This window comes from Chryseobacterium viscerum (genome assembly GCF_002899945.2).
Taxonomy (GTDB): Bacteria; Bacteroidota; Bacteroidia; order Flavobacteriales; family Weeksellaceae; genus Chryseobacterium; species Chryseobacterium viscerum.
Genome location: NZ_PPEG02000006.1, coordinates 337097 through 357480, shown reverse-complemented (window position 1 = coordinate 357480; position 20384 = coordinate 337097). Strand labels below are relative to the sequence as shown.

Sequence of the window (20384 nt, the reverse complement as noted above, 5' to 3'; positions counted from 1 at the left end):
TTACTGGGTTATTGATTAATAAATTCTATTGCTTTTTCAATTAGAGGATCCTCACCATTTCGTATGGATTGTAAGTTCTGTTTGACCTGAATATCAATAGAAATACCTGTTCTTTGGGTTCCTTTTCCATTGGGGTAATATACTCCTAGTCCACTTATTGAAGTGCTTACTCCGCCAGGAAGAAGTATTTTGGAAACATCTCCGTCTGCACCTGCTGTTTGAGAACCTATCACGACAGATTGGGGAACTGTGCGTAAGGCCATCACAATGAATTCTGAAGCGCTTTGCGTCGTTTCATCCACTAGAATGGCTACTTTACCTTTGTAATAATTACGGTTTGTTTTCCCAATTTTTGCATTTCCACTCACCTCAAATTTTCCGGGATGTTGTAATGATGTTGTTTTAAATTGAGCAAATTCTTTGGAGGTAGGAAAAAAATAATCAGAAAGGATGGAGGTTGAAAACTCTTTAGGATAACATCGGAGATCAATGATAATTCCTTTTTTATTCATGAATTTTTTCATCACCGTATGAATTTCCTCTTTTGTGATGACAGCAGGATAGATATACCCGATATTATGATCCAATTCTTTGTGTGTCGGAATACTTTTTTCCAGGATTAGATCCTGACCGGGAATTGTTTGTAAACTGATATCCGACAATTTTCCATTATTGTGTTGTAGGGTTATGACGATATCATTTTCATTTGTTTTGAGAATGATACTGCTGATATCTCTGAGAAGCGCTGCTTTGTTGGAAGCAGGTATATATTTTGCTTTTTCAGCCAGAAGATCATTTACTTTTTTATGATTGATCTCTGTTATAATATCTCCGACGGCAAATCCCGACGCTGTATTTTGTTTACTGATGTCTGTGATGACCAGCTGATCACCGATAAATCGGGTTTTCAAAGGGGCTTCATTGATGCCGTAAAATTCATCAATAATACTTCCGAAATCGTAAATGCCGGCATGGGTATCATTGATCTCTTTAGTAAGTTCCAGTAATACCAGTTTGTAACTGAGTTCATCATCGGTATGAACTATTTTCGGAATGTAATCTTTCAAAACGAGATCCCAGTTTTTTCCTATGAGGTCTTTATAAGGGAAAAAATAATTGATGCTATTCCAGTAACGGAATAATGCAAGAAGTTTCATCCCGTCATCGTCCCATTTCATCCGTAGATAGGATTCTTCATTTTTAAATATCGGATTTCCTTCATTGGGAACCCAATCAATATAATAATTTTCTTTGATATCTGTTTTTAGGGCAGTACTGAAAGATTTGCACCAGCTGTATAATAAGTAATCAAAGTTTTTAGAATTTATATTGGGTAAAAAACGGAATAGCTCATAATCCCAATTGAGATTTCCTTTTGAATTTTCCGGGCTGTGATACTTCAGATATCCCCACGTTTTTCCCAGCTGATATAGGTTATCGATTTGTTTTTTATTGAGTCCGTTCATCCTGAATTGAGAATCGAGAAAGAATTCATCGGGAGATTGGGATAAGTCTTGAGGTGAAAGTTCTTCAATATTTTTTCCGTCTATATAAAGTTTAAATTGATCAAACAAGACTTTTTCTTTTCCTTTCAAAAATCCACCCATCATAATTTTATTGGAGGCTTCAGGTATATTAACGGTAATCGTGTATTTTTTCCAATCTGTAGTTCCGTTGAGGTTTTCGGTTTTGATATCTTTTGATTCAATTTGAATTTCCTGTTGATCTTCAAAAGTTATAAACAAGCCTGCGGAATTTTCCACATTTTCTGTTTTTATATAACCTTCCATTGTTATTTCTTTTCCCCGGTAACTGTTGATAAGAATATAGGCAATGCCTCCTGTACGGTCTGCCGTATCAGATTGAAGACTTACCGATTTTTTCCCTGAATGAGATTGGGTTGATTCTATTTTTACCTTGTTGTTTCCCCAGCTGAACCAGCCATCAGGTAATAGATTATTTCCTGTTTTTGATTCAAACCCGAAATTATAATCTTTACTATTTTGAGAGTGGCAAGAGATGGATAGCAGCGTAAAAAATATGAGGTAGAAAATGTTTTTCATATTCAATTAAAAGAGGGTGGTGTACAAATTTAACAGAGACAAAAGTTAAATATATGCGGAGTTTCGTGGTTTTGTTTTTTCAAATATAAGCTTTTGTTTTTATCCATATATGACCCCCTGTTTACAATAAAAAAGCACAACTGGAAAGTTGTGCTTTTTATTATCTTAAAGTTCAGATCTTACAATCCGAACATTCTTGCAAAAAGGTCAGGGAAGATTCCCAGAATGATAATTGCTGCAATGATAACTACCGCAACAATGTTGTAAGTAAGCGTTACTTTTTCTGATGACTTGAATGTAGATTCTTTAAAGAAGAACATTGAAATGATCAGTCTTAAATAGTAAGCGATAGATAGGGCAGAACCTAATACGGCTACCAGTACTAAGAAAGCAGCACCGTTCATCGCTTGGGAGAATAAAGCAAATTTCCCCATAAACCCAGCTGTTAAAGGAACTCCCGCCATTGAAAGCATAGAGATCGCTGATGCTGTTGCTAATAAAGGTTCAGTTTTTGCCAATCCTTTGAATGCTCCAAAAGATGTTTCTCTTTTTAATTTCTCTACCCAGATCAGACACATAAAAACTCCTACTGTAGATAAAGAATAGGCAAATAAGTAAAAGGCAAGGTTATAGGTAGAAAGGCTTGTCATTCCAAAGAATACCAATCCGATATATCCTGCGTGAGAAACTGAAGAGTAAGCTAACATTCTTTTTGCATTCGTCTGAGCAAGACCCATAACGTTTGCCAATAATAAGGTAATGATTAAGAATACGCCTAAAACATTGATCCATTCATGAGTAACTCCGGCGAAACCAAGAGTCATCAATCTGAAGAGCGCAAAGAATCCAGAGATCTTTACCACACTTGCCATGAAAGCGGTAATCAATGATGGAGAACCTGCATATACATCAGGACTCCACATGTGGAAAGGTGCTAAAGCTACTTTGAATGCCAATGCACAAAGAATCAGTAATACTCCTAAGATGAACATTACATTCCCTGAGTTGGCTACTCCGAAATCATGGATCTTATAAAGATCAAAACTTCCAGCACTTCCGTAGATGAACGCAATCCCAAACAGTAAGAAACCTGTTGCAAATGCACCCATTAGGAAATATTTGATAGAAGCTTCATTTGATCTCAGATCAGTTTTGTTAGCTCCAGCCATTACATATAATGGAATAGAAAGGATTTCAATACCCAGGAACATCGTTACCAGATTCTGGTATCCGAAAAGGATAATCCCTCCACATAATGCAAATAGCATCAATGCATATAATTCTGACTGGTGGCTTCTGTGGTTGCTGAATGCAAAACCTCCCAGGAAGAATAATAATAATGTTGTTACGATGGAAATTTTAGTGAATAACGCCGTATTGTCACTGTACTCATACATATGCTTGTAATGGTCGAAGAACGCACATTCAGGCATAAAACTTACGTACAATGCGATGATTAATCCTAAAATCCCAATGTATCTTGCGAATTTTCCTTGTTCGAAAACTCCTGAAAATAACGCAATAACTGCCGTTAGGAAAACAATAATTAAAACACTCATAATATAGATTTGAGATGTGAGATCAGAAGTTTAAAGTTCAACGTTTAAGGTTTCAAGTTCCAGAATCAATAGTCTCCTGTCCCTCTTCTTTTACGCTTCTAAATCTCTTAATTTTTTAATTTTTAAATCTTTAAATTCTTAATTAGCCATTGCTGTGTAGATAAACTTCACCGAACTACCCACCATGTCGATTATCGGTTGTGGGAAAATACCAAGTAAAATCACAAAAACCGCTAAACTTGCCAATACAGAAAATTCTACACCGGATAAATCTTTTGCTGTGCTTAAAACGGCTGCATCTCCTTCTCCGAACATTGCTTTTCCGTAGAATCTCAATAAATACACCGCACAAAGAATTATCGTAAGACCAGCAATTACTGCTGCTGTTCCGTTAAAATCATATACAGACTTTAATAGAATAAATTCCCCGATGAATCCATTAGTTAATGGAACTCCCATTGAACCTAATATAATGATCAAGAACAATACAGCAAATTTAGGAGCTACTTTAGCTAAACCACCCATTTGTCTGATGTCTCTTGATTTAAATCTCTTGTATAAAATATCACAACAGTAGAATAATCCTACAACGTTGATCCCGTGAGCGAAAGTTTGTACCAAAGCTCCTTCTGCTCCTTCTACATTGAAAGTTCCTCTAAGAGTAACTACTGCAGAAGCGAAGATCCCAGCTACCATCAGTCCTACGTGAGAGAAAGATGAATAAGCAATGATTCTCTTCATATCCGTCTGGATAATAGCAATCAAAGCTCCGTGAACAATTCCTACGATAGCAAGGATGATCACGATCTGTCCTGAAATTCCCGCAATCGGAATAGGAGTGATGGGTAGTAAATAACGCATTACACCATAGATTGCCATCTTAAGCATGATCCCGGATAACAACATCGATCCTTGAGTAGGAGAGTAGGTATAGGTATCAGGCTGCCAGGTATGGAAAGGGAATACAGGTAATTTCACTGCAAATGCAAAGAAGATAAACCAGAATACCACAGTCTGCTGTGTTTCGTTCAGTTGTGCATTGTATAGATCCGTTAAAGCGAATGATGCAGAGTGGTTGTACACATAGATCAATCCGATTAACATAAATAAAGATCCAACGAATGTATATACGAAGAATTTCGTAGTGAATTCAAACCTTTTATTTTCTTGTCCCCAAAGTCCGGCGATAAACCAAATTGGAATCAATGTTACTTCCCAGAAAATGTAGAACAACAATCCGTCTAAAGAAGTGAACACTCCTATAAGACCAAACTGCATCAACAGAATCAATCCGTAGAATGTATTTCTGTAGTTTACACTTTCATTGAAAGAAGATAAAATAATGATTGGAGCCAGAATATTGGTCAATAATAAAAGAAGCATGCTCATTCCATCGATACCGAAGTGAAGAGAGCTCTTCATAAATTGTGACCATGGATAATTGATCTCATGCTGCAATACACTGTCTACTGTCGGAGTAAAATCGAAATCCGAAAGTATATAGAATGTTACAAGCATTTGTATCAATGCAATTCCAAGCGCCAAATATTTGCTGGAATTACTCTTCCATGCAAAAACTAATCCCGAACCTACTAGGGGTAATAGTAATAATGTTAATAATAAACAAGACATTATTATTGTAATAAAAAGTTAACAATTAATATAATTCCCACCGCTAAAGACATGATAAGGATATATGTCTCTACATTTCCGTTCTGTACACGCTTCATAGCTTTACCGCTGTCTTCAGCACCATCACCTACAAAGTTTACAAAACGGTCTAAGATACCCTTATCAAACATTTTTCCTCCGCGTCCTAATCCTTCAACAGTTTTTACAATCAATGCGTTGTAAAGTTCGTCAATATATAATTTCTTAGCAGAAAGCTTTTCCCATCCGGTGTAGTTCTCTTCTGCGATAGCCATCTTTTTCTTACTTACATAAGTATTTCTAACGATGAACCATACGGTAAAGAACATAAGCACTGTAGCTGCTAATAAGATCATTTCAGTATTGAAAGGTACTCCGGAAAGAGTAGCTTCCATCTGGCTGTAGCTTTGTTCCGTAAGAACAGGCTTTAACCATTCCATCAGTTTGGCATAGTGCCCGTGCCCGATGAAGTGTGGCAGGTTGATAAAACCTCCGATTACAGAAAGAATAGCCAATACGATCAATGGTAATGTCATATTTGATGGACTTTCGTGTAAGTGGTGTTTTTGTTCTTCAGTACCTCTGAATTCTCCATGGAATGTCAGATAGTATAGTCTGAACATATAGGTTGCAGTCATTGCCGCTAATACAAACAAGATTACCCAATAGATTGGATTTTTAGCGAAAGCTGCTACTAAAATTTCGTCTTTAGAGATCATCCCTGATAATAAAGGGAACCCTGAGATGGCTAATGTTCCGATCAGGAATGTAGCGTGGGTAAGAGGAATATATTTCTTAAGACCTCCCATGAAACGCATATCCTGTTCGTTGCTCATTGCATGGATTACTGAACCTGCACCCAAGAATAATAAAGCCTTGAAGAATGCATGTGTCATTACGTGGAACATGGCTGTTGTATATGCTCCAAGACCTAAGGCAATGAACATAAATCCAAGTTGTGAAACTGTAGAGTATGCCAATACTTTTTTGATGTCGTTCTGACGAAGTGCATAGAATCCTGCTAAAGCAGCAGTCAGGAATCCTATCAGTAAAATTCCTCCCTGTACTGTAGGTGCTAAAGTAAATAAGAAGTTTGATCTTACTACCAAATAGATCCCTGCAGTAACCATCGTTGCCGCGTGGATCAACGCTGATACAGGAGTAGGCCCGGCCATCGCATCCGGTAACCATGTATATAAAGGAACCTGAGCAGATTTACCGGTAGCACCGATGAATAAACTCGCTGTGATAAAGATGATCACTGTTCCGTCTAATTCAAATTTTGAAGCATTTTCTGCTACAGAAAGATAATCTACAGCGTTTGTCTGAGAGGCAATCATAAAGATACCGATCAACAAAGCAAGGTCACCAATTCTGTTCATGATGAAAGCTTTTCTTGCTGCTTTACCGTATTCTTCGTTAGTATACCAGAATCCGATCAACAGGTAAGAACAAAGACCTACCCCTTCCCATCCAATGAATAAGATTAGGTAGTTGCTTCCCATCACTAAAAGTAACATAGAGAAGATGAAAAGATTCAGATAAGTAAAGAACTTATAGAACCCTTTATCATGACTCATATATCCGATAGAGTATAAGTGGATCAGTGAACCGATACCCGTAATGATCATCACCATCATTAAAGAAAGCTGATCGATCTGGAATCCAAAATTGATTTGAATACCATTTACTCTAAACCATTCAAAAGCTTTTACGATTACAGGCTGGCTTTCAGAATTGAAATTCATAAAAAGACTTACAGCGATACAGAAAGATCCGAAAACCATTGCTGTAGCCAAAGATCCCACCAATATTTTTGGAAGATTTTTCCCGAATAAACCGTTAATAAGAAACCCTAAAAGTGGTAAGAGTACTATTGCATATACTAGATTCTCCATTCCTATCCTCTTAATTTATTAAATATACTCACATCTACAGAACGGGTGTTTCTATATAGCATCGCAATAATTGCCAGACCTACCGCTACTTCAGCAGCTGCTACCACCATAATGAAGAAAACTAAAAGTTGTCCGTCGCCGTTGCCTTTGTACGCTGAAAAAGCTGCCAATAAAAGGTTTACAGAATTCAGCATAAGCTCTACACAGCCCAGAATCACAATAGCATTTTTTCTAAGCAATACTCCCATTACTCCCAGACAGAACAATACTGATGAAAGAATGATGAAGTATTCCAAAGGGACGCTTTGTATAAAAGTATTTACTTCTCCCATAATTTTATAAATCTTTTTTACCGATTAATACCGCGCCTACAATACCTGCCAGAATTAGGATGGAAGCAAGCTCAAACGGTAAAACATATTCATTAAACAAAAGTCTACCCAGATTTTTCGTAAGACCAACACCTCTGTCTACATTTTCAACTACAATATGGTTGTCTTGTACTCCTCTGAAAACACCTAATACTCCTACTAAAAGAATACCTGCAGTAAAAACTCCAACAAATTTTAAAGTATTGTTCTTCTTACTTTCGTCTCCTTTATTAAGGTTAAGCATCATTAAGATGTAAAGGAAAAGTACCATGATGGCACCTGCGTACACTATAATCTGGATAATTGCCAAGAACTGTGCATTCAAAAGAATGTACATTCCTGCAATTGAAAACATCGTAACAATTAATGACAGAATAGCATATAAAGGATTTCTTGCAAATACGAAGTAAACCGCACTTGCCACTGCTAAAAACGCCACCAAGAAAAATAAAATCTGATCCATTATTTTACCGCATTTTTTTGTTTCTCGGATTGTCTTGTCGTGATATCAATCCTTTCATTTATTTTTTCAACTAATTTATCTTTTCCGTAAATGAAAGAACCTCTGTTGGTTTCTACATCTACCAATCTATCAGTAAGATAGATCGCAGATTTAGGACAAGCTTCTTCACACATTCCGCAGAAAATACATCTTAGCATATTGATTTCATATACTGAAGCGTATTTTTCTTCTCTGTAAAGACCTTTTTCCTCTTTAGTTCTTTCAGCAGCAGTCATCGTAATGGCTTCTGCAGGACAAGCTACCGCACAAAGTCCACAAGCTGTACATCTTTCTCTGCCTTCTTCGTCTCTTTTCAAAACGTGCTGGCCTCTCCAGATGGTCGTTCTCTGTTTCTGTACTTCCGGATACGAATATACTGCGGGAGCACCCTTTATCACGGTTCTTACAGCATGCTTAAATGTAATCCCCATCCCTGTAAAGATCGCAGGCAGGTAGATTTTTTCAGCAAGGGTCATTTCTTTATTGGAAACAACTTTTGATCTGTTTGTAAGTTTCATTTAATTATAGATATTAGATGTTAGACACCAGATTTTAGACTAATCTTGTCTGTTATCTTAATTATTTAATATTGATGATTGAATATGATAGGCTAAAGATAAAGCTTTGATTTCATTATCAAATTTTCAAATCAGCTCATTTTCAAATTTTCTTAGTTTGCAAATGCTAAAATTACAGCTCCTGTAATTAATAGGTTTACCAATGCCATTGGAATTAATGTTTTCCATCCCAAATGCATTAACTGATCGTATCTGAATCTTGGAAGCGTCCATCTGATCCACATGAAGATCAAAATTCCGATTACAGTCTTCGTTAAGAATGCTACAACACTCAAGATCCCTGCAGCGTTTTCGCCCCAGTTCTGAGTTACCCATTCAATACCAGGATAGTTATACCCTCCAAAGAAAAGAACGACCATGAAAGCATTAGAGATAAACATGTTCACGTATTCCCCGAACATATATAAACCTAATTTCATGGAAGAGTATTCTGTAGAGTATCCTGTTACCAATTCAGATTCACACTCAGGTAAATCGAAAGGGTGTCTGTTGGTTTCTGCTAAAGCAGCTACAAAGAAAACAAGGAAAGCGATCGGCTGGTAGAAAATATTCCAGTTCATCCCGGAAACCCAAGGAATCACTCCCCATAATTTTCCAGTCGTCTGACTTTCGGTGATTTCTTTTAAATCTAAACTTCCAGACATCATAATGATAGAAAGAAGTGCTAATCCCATTGCCAATTCATAAGAAATCATCTGAGAAGAAGCACGGATAGCACCTAGTAATGAATATTTGTTGTTCGAAGCCCAACCTCCAATCATAATTCCGTAAACCCCGATGGAAGCCATTCCGATGATGAAAAGTACACCAACGTCAATGTTAGCAACCTGAAGATCAAAAGAAGTACCTGCGATATTTAAACTTTTACCCCAAGGAATAACAGCTCCTGTAATCAATGAAATAAACATTACCAAAGCAGGTCCTAATACGAATAGGAATCTTTCTGCATTGGCCGGCGTAAAGTCTTCTTTGAAGAAAAACTTTCCACCATCAGCAAGAGGCTGCAGCAATCCGAAAGGTCCAGCTCTGTTAGGACCAATTCTATCCTGCATGATAGAGGCAACTTTTCTTTCTGCCCAAGTAGAGTAGGCTGCAATCGTTAACGATAGCAGGAAAAGTGCTAGTACAAGTATAAGTTTAAATGTAAGTAAATCCATTTTTATTTTTATAGATGTTAGATATTAGAAGTTAGATATTAGAATGAAGAAAGTCTGTCATCTAATATCTAAAATCTGAAATCTTATTAAAATTATTTTTCGTCTTTTTCACTGATTTCTTTAGCCATCGGATTGTCTAAAACTCTTAGCTCATCTTTAGGCTTTTCATAGTGGTTCAATGAAATTACAGAGTGTCTGTCGATATGTCTAGGACCTTCGATGTTCCAGTCTGATAATTCTTTTCTTTCGAAACGGCATGTATCACAGATGAATTCTTCTACTTCACCCCACTGGTCTTTTCTAGCAGTTACTCTTACCACTTCATCTCCTTTCATCCATACTACAGCTTTTCCAGAACACTTATCACATTTACAAGTAGCATTCATCGGTTTTGTGAACCAAACTCTGCTTGTAAAACGTGCTGTTCTGTCTGTTAATGCTCCTACAGGACACACGTCAATAACGTTTCCGATGAAGTCATTATCTAAAGCTTTATTTAAATAAGTAGAAATTTCCGCGTGGTCTCCTCTGAAAAGAATACCGTGTTCTCTTGTTTCTGTAAGTTGATTAGCTGTCAATACACATCTTGCACAAAGAATACAACGGTTCATATTCAATTTGATGTTCGGTCCAAGATCATCAGCTTCGTAAGTATTTCTTTCAAATTCAGTTCTTGTCTGAAGATTTCCGTGCTCATAACCCAGATCCTGAAGATGACATTCTCCAGCCTGATCACAAACAGGGCAGTCCAGCGGGTGATTTACCAATAAGAACTCGGTAACGGCTTTTCTTCCTTCCTGAGCTTTCTCAGAACTAAGGTTTTTTACCTCCATACCGTCCATTACATTAGTTCTGCAGCTGGCAACTAATTTTGGCATAGGACGCGGATCAGCTTCAGATCCTTTAGAAACTTCTACAAGACAAGTTCTACATCTTCCTCCACTGGTCTCCAATTTGCTGTAGTAGCACATAGCAGGAGGTACAGATTTACCACCGATTTGTCTTGCAGCTTCCAAAATAGAAGTACCAGGCAAAACTTCAGTAGTCTGTCCGTCTATCGTTATTTTGAATTTTTTAACTTCTTCGCTCATATCGTATGCTTTAAGCTTTATGCGTTAAGCAATAGGCTTTGTTATTTATATTTCTTAGTATTAAATGTATATCCAATTCCTGCTAGAACTTGTCCGAAAACAAAATCCTGGCGGGCTTTATCAGGTTTGTTATTTAATGTAGTTTTAATATCCCACATATTAATATAACCAGCTTTTCCTTCTACTCTAAGCATCCAGTTTTTCCAGAAAACTAAGTTAAGACTGGATCTGATATCGGTTCCCATCCCTGCAACATGAAAACGGTCACTTCTTTCATTTCCAAAAAGTTTTACATTACTTTTCGGAAACATAAACCCGATCCCGGCTCCGTAAGACCATACTAAATCTATATTTTTCTTATGAATAAGATTTTTGTATTTCTCAAGACCTAAATTTTCATAATTTAATCCGTCTGTATGTTCAAAAGTAAGGAACTTCTCATCTGCCAGGTTTACCTGTCCGTTTTGTACCATTCCTGCATATTCAGGATCTGAAATATGTCCATTAAAGTTAACCGTTTGATTTTGATCCATCACATATTTCATGTGGTCAATCCCTAAAACAATGGCTAAGTTATCTTTAATAAAATATCCTATTCTGAAATTATACTGCGTTACAGTAAACCAACTTGGATCAAAATAAACGATTCCAAATTTTGTAGGCCTGTCCTGTGCTGTTACATTATTCAATTGAAAATCGTATCCGTTTCCAGTAAAGTGGATGTCAGAATTACTATAAGCCGCTCTGTTCCATCCATAAAATACGAAAACCTGACCTTTCTTGCTTAATGGATTAGGCTTTTCCTTTTTTTCAGCTTTAATCTGCTGTTTCTCACTCGCTACATATGATAAATCCTCTTCAACGGATCTATTATAGTTTGCAGTATCTGTTTTCTTATTCTGTGCAAACACAAAATTCGACATCATTAAACCAACAACTAATAACTTCTTCATTTTAACTAAGCATTTTTTTCAACAGCGGGGATAGGATCTGCATAATGTGCCAATCCATAATTTTGAGTCTGAGACAACTCTGGGTTTTTTACATGCCACTCAAATTCATCTCTGAAGTGACGAATTGCTGCTGCAACTGGCCAAGCCGCTGCATCACCCAATGGACAAATGGTATTTCCTTCGATTTTTCTCTGGATATCCCAAAGTAGATCGATATCTTCCATTTTTCCTTCTCCTTTCTCGATTTTCTTCAAAATCTTGTGCATCCATCCCGTTCCTTCACGGCAAGGGGTACACTGTCCACAACTTTCATGGTGATAAAATCTCGCCAATGTCATGGTATGTTCTACGATACACTGATCTTCATCCAAAACGATGAAACCTCCTGAACCCATCATCGTTCCGGTAGCAAAACCACCATCTGCCAATGATTCATAGTTCATATATCTTGGCTCTCCGTTCACGGTTCTCAACAATAAATTAGCTGGAACAATCGGAACTGAACTTCCTCCAGGAATACAAGCCTTTAATTTTTTTCCGTCTTTAATACCGCCACAATATTCATCAGAGTAGATAAATTCTTCTACAGTGATGGTCATATCGATTTCATATACACCCGGTTTGTTGATGTTTCCACAAGCAGAAATCAATTTCGTACCTGTAGATCTTCCCACCCCGATTTTTGCATATTCAGCACCTGTAATATCAATGATTGGAACGATTGCCGCAATAGACTCAACGTTGTTTACCACTGTTGGTCTTTCCCAAAGTCCTTTTACAGCCGGGAATGGCGGTTTTAATCTTGGATTTCCTCTTTTTCCTTCAAGGGATTCAAGCAATGCAGTTTCTTCACCACAGATATATGCTCCACCACCTCTCTGAACATAGATTTCCAAATCGTAACCTGTTCCTAAGATATTTTTACCTAAAAATCCTGCTGCTTTAGCTTCTTCAATTGCTTCTTCTAAGATATCCGGAATCCATGAATATTCTCCACGGATATAGATATAAGAAACATTAGAACCTAAAGTAAAAGATGAGATAAGCATTCCTTCAATCAATAAATGAGGAAGAAATTCCATCAAATATCTGTCTTTGAAAGTTCCCGGTTCAGATTCGTCTGCATTTACGACCAAGTGTCTTGGTACACCTTCTGGTTTTGCCAAAAAGCTCCATTTCATCCCTGTTGGGAATCCTGCTCCACCACGACCTCTTAGTCCTGAAGCTTTTACTTCTTCAAGAATTTCGTCAGGAGTCATCTTCAAGGCTTTTTCAGCTGCAGTGTAACCTCCCTGTTTACGGTATGTTTCAAAGTAGCGAATACCTTCTATATGTGCGTCTTTAAGTAAAAGTTTTTTACTCATTGTTTATTATGCTTTTAGCTATGGGCTTTTGGCTTCTAGCTTTTTTGTAATTATTTAAAAAATTAACTAAGCTTAAATCCGAAATTCAACATTTGGGATTTAAAATTATTTTAGTCTAAAGCAACTTGTCCCTGTCTGCAAAGATCAAGGATTTCATCTACTTTTTCTATCGTTAAATTTTCATGAAAGAATTTTCCTAGCTGCAGCATTGGTGCATATCCGCATGCTCCAAGACATTCAGCAGGCTTTAATGTGAACATACCGTCTTCAGTAGTTTCTCCATCTTTAATATTCAGTTTGGTTCTGATATGGTCCAGAATTTTTTCGCTTCCACAAACCATACAAGGTCCTGTTCTGCAAACTTCCAAAACATATTTACCCACCGGCTTCATATTAAACATCGTATAGAAAGTAGCCACTTCATATACTTCGATCGGCTGGATACTTAATAGTCCGGCAACATAATCCATCACAGGAACATCTAACCAACCTCCGAATTCTTTCTGTGCTAAGTGAAGTACAGGAAGAAGAGCAGATTTTTGTCTTCCTTCAGGATATCTTGCGATAATTTTATGTACCTGTGCTAAACTTTCCGGTTTAAAAGCTATTGTTTCGCTCATTTTTGAAATTTTAGATTTTAGATTTTAAATTCTAAAAGAATAACGGTCTAAAATCAATTTATAATTTATAATTCAAAATTTATAATTCCAGTTATGCGTCTAATTCTCCCGCAATAATATTCATACTACACATCGTTACAATGGCATCTGAAATTACAGAACCTGTAATCATTTCAGGGTATGCCTGATAGTAGATGAAGCATGGTCTTCTGAAGTGAAGTCTGTAAGGGCTTCTTCCTCCGTCACTCACAAGATAGAATCCTAATTCTCCGTTTCCACCTTCTACAGCATGGTAAACTTCTCCTTTCGGTACATCTGTTTCTCCCATTACAATTTTGAAGTGGTAGATCAATGCTTCCATTTTACTGTAAACATCTGCCTTTTCAGGTAAATAGAAATCAGGAACATCCGCATGGAATGGTCCTTCCGGAAGGTTATCGTATGCTTGGTTGATGATTTTAAGGGATTCCCAGATTTCCTGTTGACGAACCATGAAACGGTCGTAAGTATCTCCTGAAGTTCCTACAGGAATAATAAAGTCGAAATCTTCGTATGATGAATAAGGCTGTGCAACTCTTACATCGTAATCTACTCCTGCTGCACGTAGGTTTGGACCTGTGAAACCATAGCTTAAAGCTCTTTCGGCAGAGATTGCTCCTGTACCGATGGTTCTGTCCATGAAAATTCTGTTTCTTTCTAATAAGGTACCGAATTCCTTAAATCTTGCAGGGAAGGTTTTTAAGAAATCTTTCAGTAACTCATGGAACTTAGGCGTGAAATCTCTTTCAAATCCTCCGATTCTTCCCATATTGGTTGTCATCCTTGCCCCACAAATCTGCTCATACATATCATAAATACGTTCTCTTTCGATGAACATGTAAGTAAGACCTGTAATGGCTCCTGAGTCCATTCCGGTTACCCCGTTACAAATCAGGTGATCACCAATTCTGGCAAGTTCCATAAGGATAACACGCATATAGTCTACACGTTTTGGAACTTTAACTCCGATCAGCTTCTCCACTGTCATGTGCCAACCCAGGTTATTGATCGGTGCAGAACAGTAATTCATACGGTCAGTAAGGGTAGTGATCTGAGAATAGTTTCTTCTTTCAGAAATTTTCTCAAATGCTCTGTGGATATATCCTACCGTCTGTTCAGCATGAAGGATTCTCTCTCCATCCATCGTTAAGATGTTTTGGAAAATCCCGTGAGTAGCAGGGTGGGTAGGTCCTAAATTGAGGGTATACAATTGTCCGTCAATTTGTTCCTTACTTTCGTACTGGTTTAGTATATTAGATAATGAGTTATCTTTCATAATTTAAATGCTTTAGGCTATAGGCTATAGGCTTTAAGCTTAATGCTTACTACTTATGGCTTATTGCATTATTTTTTATCTTCCGAACATATTATCATCCTTGTCGGTTCTGGTACCATCTTCAAGGCGATATTCTTTCAACATTGGGTGGTATCCAAGATCTTCCATATTCAAGATAGGTCTAAGATCCGGGTGTCCTTTAAACTTAATCCCATAGAAATCATACGTTTCTCTTTCCATCCAGTTAGCTCCCGCATATAATTCTGTAAGAGAATCCACCTCTATATTTTCTCTGGACATGAAGATTTTCAGACGTAATCTGAAATTGGCCATCATATTATGCAAATGGTATACAACACCAATTTCCTTGTCCGGGAATTCAGGATAATGAATACCACAAATATCCGTAAGGAAATTAAATTCCAAAGATGAATCTTTAAGATAGTGAATGATTTTCTTAATATCTTCTTTCTTCACTTCAACCGTTAGCATATCATAAGGTTCTGAGCTTGAAATGACAGATTCCGGAAATTCTCTTGTGATTGCTTCTAATACAAATTCGTTTGTCATCTCCGTTTAGTTGCTTATGTTGTAAGAATCTAATAATTTCTGATATTCAGGCATGTCTCTTCTTCTGATACTTTCACTCTCTGCAAGAGCCTGTACCTGCATTACTCCTTCAATAATCTGCTCAGGTCTTGGAGGACATCCAGGAACATACACATCTACCGGAATAATTTTATCAATTCCCTGAAGTACAGAATATGTATCAAAAATACCACCGCTGGAAGCACAAGCTCCAACTGCGACTACCCATTTTGGCTCAGCCATCTGAGTGTAAACTTCTTTCAGGACTGGTCCCAATTTCTTTGATATAGTTCCACAAACCATCAGCATATCTGCTTGTCTTGGAGAGAAAGAGTTTCTTTCCATACCAAATCTTGAAGCATCATAAGTGGGGTTCAGGGTAGCCATAAACTCGATACCACAACAAGAGGTTGCAAATGGCAATGGCCAAAGTGAAAACTTTCTAGCCATCCCGATTACACTGCTCAGTTTTGTTGCGAAAAACCCTTCTCCTTCATAGCCTTCGGGAGCAGGTGCATCTGTTCTTATTACTGGTTTTTTATCTGACATCTCTTAGATTTTAGATTTTAAATTTCAGATTGTAGATTAAAACATCATTTTCTATGTTTAAAATCCGATCTAAAATTTATAATTTTTGATTTTTAATTATCCTACTTATCCCAATCCAGCGCACCGCGTTTCCAAACATAGAAAAACGCTACGAAGAAGATCGCAACGAATGTAAGTACGGCAAGGAAGCCTTCCATGCCGAATTCTCTGAAGTTTACCGCATAAGGATAAAAGAATACGATTTCAATATCGAATAGTACGAACAATACCGCTGTCAGGAAGTATTTGATAGAAAACGGTGTTCTAGCATTTCCTTCTACAGGAATCCCGCATTCCCAGCTTTGGTTTTTTACAGAGTCTCCTTTTTTCTGTTGTGGCCCCAAGAAATGTGCCCCAAGCAAAGAAACCGCTACAAATCCTACTGCTACACCAGCCTGGATAAGGATTGGAATATAACTTTCAGGTAAATTCATTTTTGCATTATTATCTCAATTTGCAAATTTAGCGAATAAACAAGAAAGCATGAAATTTATCAGCTTAAAAGTCGGGTGAAAATGAGTTAAATCGGTAATTTAGAATCAATAAAAATTAGCTTTTTATGATTGTTTTTATGATGTGTTTTTCCCCCTTTTTTTGTAGTCACTCCCAAAAGATACCCCCCATCATGTACTTTTAAAATAGTACTACTTTCCCTTTCTCGTAAGTATTCAAGGGTCTTGAAGGGTTGATTATTGTAGGCTTTCGGTTTATTTTTTCATTTTTTTCAAAAGGGTATAGGCCATAAATGAGATGTATCCGAAAAGAATACTGGCAAAAGCAATATTGATGATGGTATTCATTCTGTCATCTTTTAACTGGAAAAAGATGTTATAACAAATAAATCCGGCGATCAAAACAGCGAAAATAATGAGTTGTGGTTTCATACTGTGAATTTACGAAAATCAGAGGAAAATGGTGACTATGAATAACGAGTGATGTATTGAGGGTTAGATTTCTTAAGACACCAGCTCGTATGAAGTAGGTATGGAAGGCTTATTTTGTATTGCCTATCATTAAAGAATATGTTCTTCTTCGTTTATGATTTACAGGGTTGTAATCCTGCCAAAGTACCTGCACGCTTTTGTTTTCTTCCAATTCGGGATTGGTCTCAGCGAAATCAATTCCCATGCTGGTAAACCGCACAAAAATCTCCTTGAAAATAATAGCCGTTACGCCACGTCTCTGGTATTCCGGATGAATTCCGATAAGATAGAAATTGGCACGATCATTCTTTTTCCCGGCTTGTAAAAAGTGCCACCATCCCAATGGGAATAATTTCCCTTTTGATTTCTGAAGAGCCTTGGAATAAGAAGGCATTGTGATAGCAAAAGAAACCAACTGTTGATTTTCATCCACTACACAGATTACATAGTTTTTATTGATAAAAGGAAAGTATTTTTCTCTGTATGTTTTGATCTGTTCTTCTGAAATGGGAGTATACGTAGAAAGATGTTTATAAGTTTCATCTAAAAGCTTAAACATAGGTTCTACATAAGGAAGGATTTCTTCTTTTGACTTGAATTTAAGAACTTTAAGTTTGTATTTCTGAGCAATCAGGCCACTGAATTTCTCCACCTTTTCTGGAAGTATTTTCGGGAAATTCATTTCATATTCTACCCATTCTTTTTCTTTGGTTAATCCAAGGTTTTCAAGGTGTTTGGGATAATAAGCATGATTGTAGATTCCAATCATTGTTGCCAGTTTATCAAATCCCATTGTCAGCATACCTGCTTTATCAAGGTTGGTGAAGCCCATAGGCCCTTCAATCATGTCGATATGGTGTTCATTGGCATAATCTATAGCGGTTTGAATTAAAGCTTTGGAAACTTCAGCATCATCAATGAAGTCTATCCAGCCAAAACGTACTTTTTTGTTTCCTAATTCTTTCTCTTCTTTATGATTTATGATTACAGCGATTCTACCCACTACTTTACCGTCTTTTGTCGCCAGAAACTGCTTAGATTCTGAATATTGTAAGGCAGGGTTTTCTTTTGCATCCCAGATTTTCATTTCGTCTTTTATAAAAGATGGGACATAGTACGGGTTGTTTTTGTACAAATCCATCGGAAATTTTACGAATTGCTTGAGTTGATCAGCTGTTTTTACTTCAATAATTGAAACCTTAGACATAACTTTTGATGGTAATTTAGTCACAAATATAAATAATAAAATCTTATACTTTGGCACAGTTTTTATTTGATTATGGATAAAAATTAAACACAAAATCTAAATAAAATGGTGGGTTATTATATCATTATTGGTATTTCAATGTTGGTGAGCTGGTGGGTTTCATCCCGATTGAAATCGAAATTTGAATATTATTCCAATGTACACCTTCGAAATGGCCTTTCGGGGAAAGAAGTAGCGGAAAAAATGTTGAGAGATAGCGGGATTAATGATGTTCAGGTAATATCTGTTCCCGGGCAGTTGACGGACCACTATAATCCGGCAGATAAAACAGTAAACCTCTCTGAAGGGGTTTATATGCAGAGAAATGCCGCAGCAGCTGCAGTAGCAGCCCATGAATGCGGACACGCCGTGCAGCACTCCGTAGGATATTCTATGTTGAACTTACGTTCAAAACTGGTTCCTATCGTTAATATAAGTTCCAATCTGATGCAGTTTGTCCTTATAGCGGGTATCGCGGTAATGGCAGCGTCAAGAAGTATTGAAAACCCAAACGGAAATACTACGGTTCTGGCAATTGGAGTAGCAATGTTTGCGATGACAACACTTTTTGCTTTTGTAACGTTACCTGTGGAATACGATGCTAGTAACAGAGCGATGAAATGGCTTAAAGATACAGGAACTGTAACTGCAGAAGAATTTGTTGGGGTACAGGATAGTTTGAAATGGGCCGCAAGAACTTATGTTGTAGCAGCTCTTGGCTCTCTGGCACAGCTTCTTTACTGGGGGTCTTTACTTCTTGGTGGAAGAAGGGATTAATCATTAAATTCAAATGAAACATATTGCATCTCGGATAATTTTTCCGAGATGTTTTCTTTTTGGGCCAGTTTCAGTGAAGCCGTGAGGATACAGTTCTCGTTGGCATCAAAATTCAAAACTTTGGCATCAAATTTTGAAAGCAGGGTGAAGATTGTATTCTGTTGATTGAAATTAAACTGAATCTCCACTTCTGTTTCCAGTTCCCGGGTCATAATATTGGCTTCTTCCAATGTAATCTTTGCAGATTCTTTATAAGCTTTTACCAATCCTGAAACACCAAGTTTAGTTCCTCCATAATAGCGGACTACAATCACAAGAACGTTTGTAATTTCATTCGCCAATAACTGATTGTAAATAGGCAGACCTGCACTTCCGGAAGGTTCTCCGTCATCATTAGCACGATAGTTTTCACCATTTAATCCCATTCTGAAAGCATAGCAGTGGTGGGTGGCTTTAGGATGTTCTTCCCTGACCTTCTCTAAAGCTGCTTTTAGCTCTTTTTCATTATTCACGGGGTAAGCAAATCCGATGAACTTGCTTCCTTTTTCTTTTAAAAGAATATCTTCTATGGGTTTTTCTATGGTTTTGTATTCAAACGTCATTGGAGTTCCTGCTTTGTTTATGCAAAAATATTAAATGCTTTAGTATTCTGCACTATAATCATAAATTAAGCCGTCAAATCTTGACGGCTTATGTATTTTGAAAGTGAAATTGCACTCTTACATTTGATCTCCACACAGATCCATTGGAATCAGACACATATAGCTTGTAGGACCGCAAAAATCTGCAGGGCAGTAATCTCTGCATCTCGTAGGCTGCCCATTAGGCAATGTACATGTTACAAAAACACCTCCTTGAATGGTTTTCATATTAGCTCTGGATACTTTTTTTACATTTTTCATGATCATATTTTTGTTTGGTTAATTTGTTCCATTTTATAATACTAACATGGGAATGTTCCGTCTACCCAAGCTGGTGGGCAACTCATACTGGAAGGAGTTGCACAGCAATATTGTAATGAAGGAGGGTAATAAGAACAGCATTGAGGAGCATTTCCTCCAGATACTTTTTTCAACTCTTGTCTTGAAACTTTCTTTAGATTTTTCATAGTAATTTTTTTGTAAAACTAATGTAAATAAAT

General features: G+C 37.1%; 22 protein-coding genes. 1 reads left to right on the top strand and 21 read right to left on the bottom strand.

The genetic code is table 11. The annotated features are described in order from the left end of the window. Nucleotides 1-8: 8 nt before the first annotated feature. The 18 genes from C1634_RS16170 to C1634_RS16090 form a co-directional block, all read right to left on the bottom strand. Nucleotides 9-2063 carry a S41 family peptidase gene (locus C1634_RS16170; RefSeq protein ID WP_103232050.1) on the bottom strand — a complete coding sequence of 685 codons (2055 nt, stop codon included), beginning with the start codon at nucleotides 2061-2063 and terminating at the stop codon, nucleotides 9-11. Nucleotides 2064-2242: 179 nt separating this feature from the next. Beyond that, nucleotides 2243-3622 carry an NADH-quinone oxidoreductase subunit N gene (locus tag C1634_RS16165; RefSeq protein ID WP_109738746.1) on the bottom strand — a complete coding sequence of 460 codons (1380 nt, stop codon included), beginning with the start codon at nucleotides 3620-3622 and terminating at the stop codon, nucleotides 2243-2245. 138 nt (nucleotides 3623-3760) lie between these two features. Then, complete coding sequence (locus C1634_RS16160) at nucleotides 3761-5254, bottom strand: complex I subunit 4 family protein (RefSeq protein ID WP_103232051.1); 1494 nt, start codon at nucleotides 5252-5254, stop codon at nucleotides 3761-3763. A gap of 2 nt (nucleotides 5255-5256) precedes the next feature. Beyond that, on the bottom strand, nucleotides 5257-7170 hold the full coding sequence (gene nuoL, locus C1634_RS16155; RefSeq protein ID WP_103232052.1) for an NADH-quinone oxidoreductase subunit L: 1914 nt from the start codon (nucleotides 7168-7170) through the stop codon (nucleotides 5257-5259). 2 nt (nucleotides 7171-7172) lie between these two features. After that, nucleotides 7173-7502 (bottom strand): NADH-quinone oxidoreductase subunit NuoK, encoded by a 330-nt coding sequence (gene nuoK / locus C1634_RS16150; protein WP_089696983.1) that lies wholly within the window; start codon nucleotides 7500-7502, stop codon nucleotides 7173-7175. A 4-nt stretch (nucleotides 7503-7506) separates the two neighbouring features. After that, nucleotides 7507-8004, bottom strand: a complete 498-nt coding sequence (locus C1634_RS16145) for an NADH-quinone oxidoreductase subunit J family protein (RefSeq protein ID WP_103232053.1) — start codon at nucleotides 8002-8004, stop codon at nucleotides 7507-7509. Next, complete coding sequence (locus C1634_RS16140; protein WP_103232054.1) at nucleotides 8004-8561, bottom strand: NuoI/complex I 23 kDa subunit family protein; 558 nt, start codon at nucleotides 8559-8561, stop codon at nucleotides 8004-8006. The genes C1634_RS16145 and C1634_RS16140 overlap by 1 nt, the downstream gene beginning before the upstream one ends. A 152-nt stretch (nucleotides 8562-8713) precedes the next feature. Continuing rightward, nucleotides 8714-9778, bottom strand: coding sequence for an NADH-quinone oxidoreductase subunit NuoH (nuoH, locus tag C1634_RS16135; RefSeq protein WP_109738745.1), 1065 nt, complete (start codon nucleotides 9776-9778; stop codon nucleotides 8714-8716). Between the two features lie 92 nt (nucleotides 9779-9870). Next, nucleotides 9871-10869 carry a 2Fe-2S iron-sulfur cluster-binding protein gene (locus C1634_RS16130; protein WP_109738744.1) on the bottom strand — a complete coding sequence of 333 codons (999 nt, stop codon included), beginning with the start codon at nucleotides 10867-10869 and terminating at the stop codon, nucleotides 9871-9873. Between the two features lie 41 nt (nucleotides 10870-10910). Beyond that, on the bottom strand, nucleotides 10911-11822 hold the full coding sequence (locus tag C1634_RS16125; RefSeq protein WP_103234092.1) for a hypothetical protein: 912 nt from the start codon (nucleotides 11820-11822) through the stop codon (nucleotides 10911-10913). Between the two features lie 5 nt (nucleotides 11823-11827). Next, nucleotides 11828-13186: an NADH-quinone oxidoreductase subunit NuoF gene (gene nuoF / locus C1634_RS16120; protein WP_103234091.1), complete on the bottom strand. Its 1359-nt coding sequence runs from the start codon at nucleotides 13184-13186 to the stop codon at nucleotides 11828-11830. A 110-nt stretch (nucleotides 13187-13296) separates the two neighbouring features. Beyond that, entirely contained in the window at nucleotides 13297-13806 is a 510-nt protein-coding gene (locus tag C1634_RS16115; protein ID WP_034693429.1) for an NADH-quinone oxidoreductase subunit NuoE family protein, read from the bottom strand. Between the two features lie 91 nt (nucleotides 13807-13897). After that, complete coding sequence (nuoD, locus tag C1634_RS16110) at nucleotides 13898-15121, bottom strand: NADH dehydrogenase (quinone) subunit D (RefSeq protein WP_103234090.1); 1224 nt, start codon at nucleotides 15119-15121, stop codon at nucleotides 13898-13900. A gap of 75 nt (nucleotides 15122-15196) precedes the next feature. Continuing rightward, entirely contained in the window at nucleotides 15197-15691 is a 495-nt protein-coding gene (locus tag C1634_RS16105) for an NADH-quinone oxidoreductase subunit C (RefSeq protein ID WP_103234089.1), read from the bottom strand. Nucleotides 15692-15697: 6 nt separating this feature from the next. After that, the gene (locus C1634_RS16100; RefSeq protein WP_002983540.1) at nucleotides 15698-16258 is read right to left on the bottom strand and encodes an NADH-quinone oxidoreductase subunit B; all 561 of its coding nucleotides are present in this window, start codon (nucleotides 16256-16258) and stop codon (nucleotides 15698-15700) included. 101 nt (nucleotides 16259-16359) lie between these two features. Then, nucleotides 16360-16731: an NADH-quinone oxidoreductase subunit A gene (locus C1634_RS16095; protein WP_103234088.1), complete on the bottom strand. Its 372-nt coding sequence runs from the start codon at nucleotides 16729-16731 to the stop codon at nucleotides 16360-16362. Between the two features lie 273 nt (nucleotides 16732-17004). Beyond that, complete coding sequence (locus C1634_RS26085; protein ID WP_165835341.1) at nucleotides 17005-17181, bottom strand: hypothetical protein; 177 nt, start codon at nucleotides 17179-17181, stop codon at nucleotides 17005-17007. 109 nt (nucleotides 17182-17290) lie between these two features. Beyond that, the gene (locus tag C1634_RS16090; protein ID WP_103234087.1) at nucleotides 17291-18427 is read right to left on the bottom strand and encodes a GNAT family N-acetyltransferase; all 1137 of its coding nucleotides are present in this window, start codon (nucleotides 18425-18427) and stop codon (nucleotides 17291-17293) included. 105 nt (nucleotides 18428-18532) lie between these two features. Between C1634_RS16090 and C1634_RS16085 the strand changes: the two genes are divergently transcribed. Continuing rightward, on the top strand, nucleotides 18533-19243 hold the full coding sequence (locus C1634_RS16085; protein WP_185145140.1) for a zinc metallopeptidase: 711 nt from the start codon (nucleotides 18533-18535) through the stop codon (nucleotides 19241-19243). On the opposite strand, the gene C1634_RS16080 is transcribed toward C1634_RS16085, so the two are convergent. From C1634_RS16080 to C1634_RS26080, 3 genes are all read right to left on the bottom strand, one after another. Continuing rightward, on the bottom strand, nucleotides 19240-19845 hold the full coding sequence (locus C1634_RS16080) for an IMPACT family protein (protein ID WP_103234086.1): 606 nt from the start codon (nucleotides 19843-19845) through the stop codon (nucleotides 19240-19242). The genes C1634_RS16085 and C1634_RS16080 overlap by 4 nt on opposite strands. A gap of 117 nt (nucleotides 19846-19962) precedes the next feature. After that, a complete protein-coding gene (locus C1634_RS16075) occupies nucleotides 19963-20145 on the bottom strand; it encodes a bacteriocin-like protein (protein WP_123921480.1) in 183 nt (60 codons plus the stop codon). A gap of 41 nt (nucleotides 20146-20186) precedes the next feature. Beyond that, nucleotides 20187-20351 (bottom strand): bacteriocin-like protein, encoded by a 165-nt coding sequence (locus tag C1634_RS26080; RefSeq protein ID WP_165835334.1) that lies wholly within the window; start codon nucleotides 20349-20351, stop codon nucleotides 20187-20189. Nucleotides 20352-20384 lie beyond the last annotated feature (33 nt).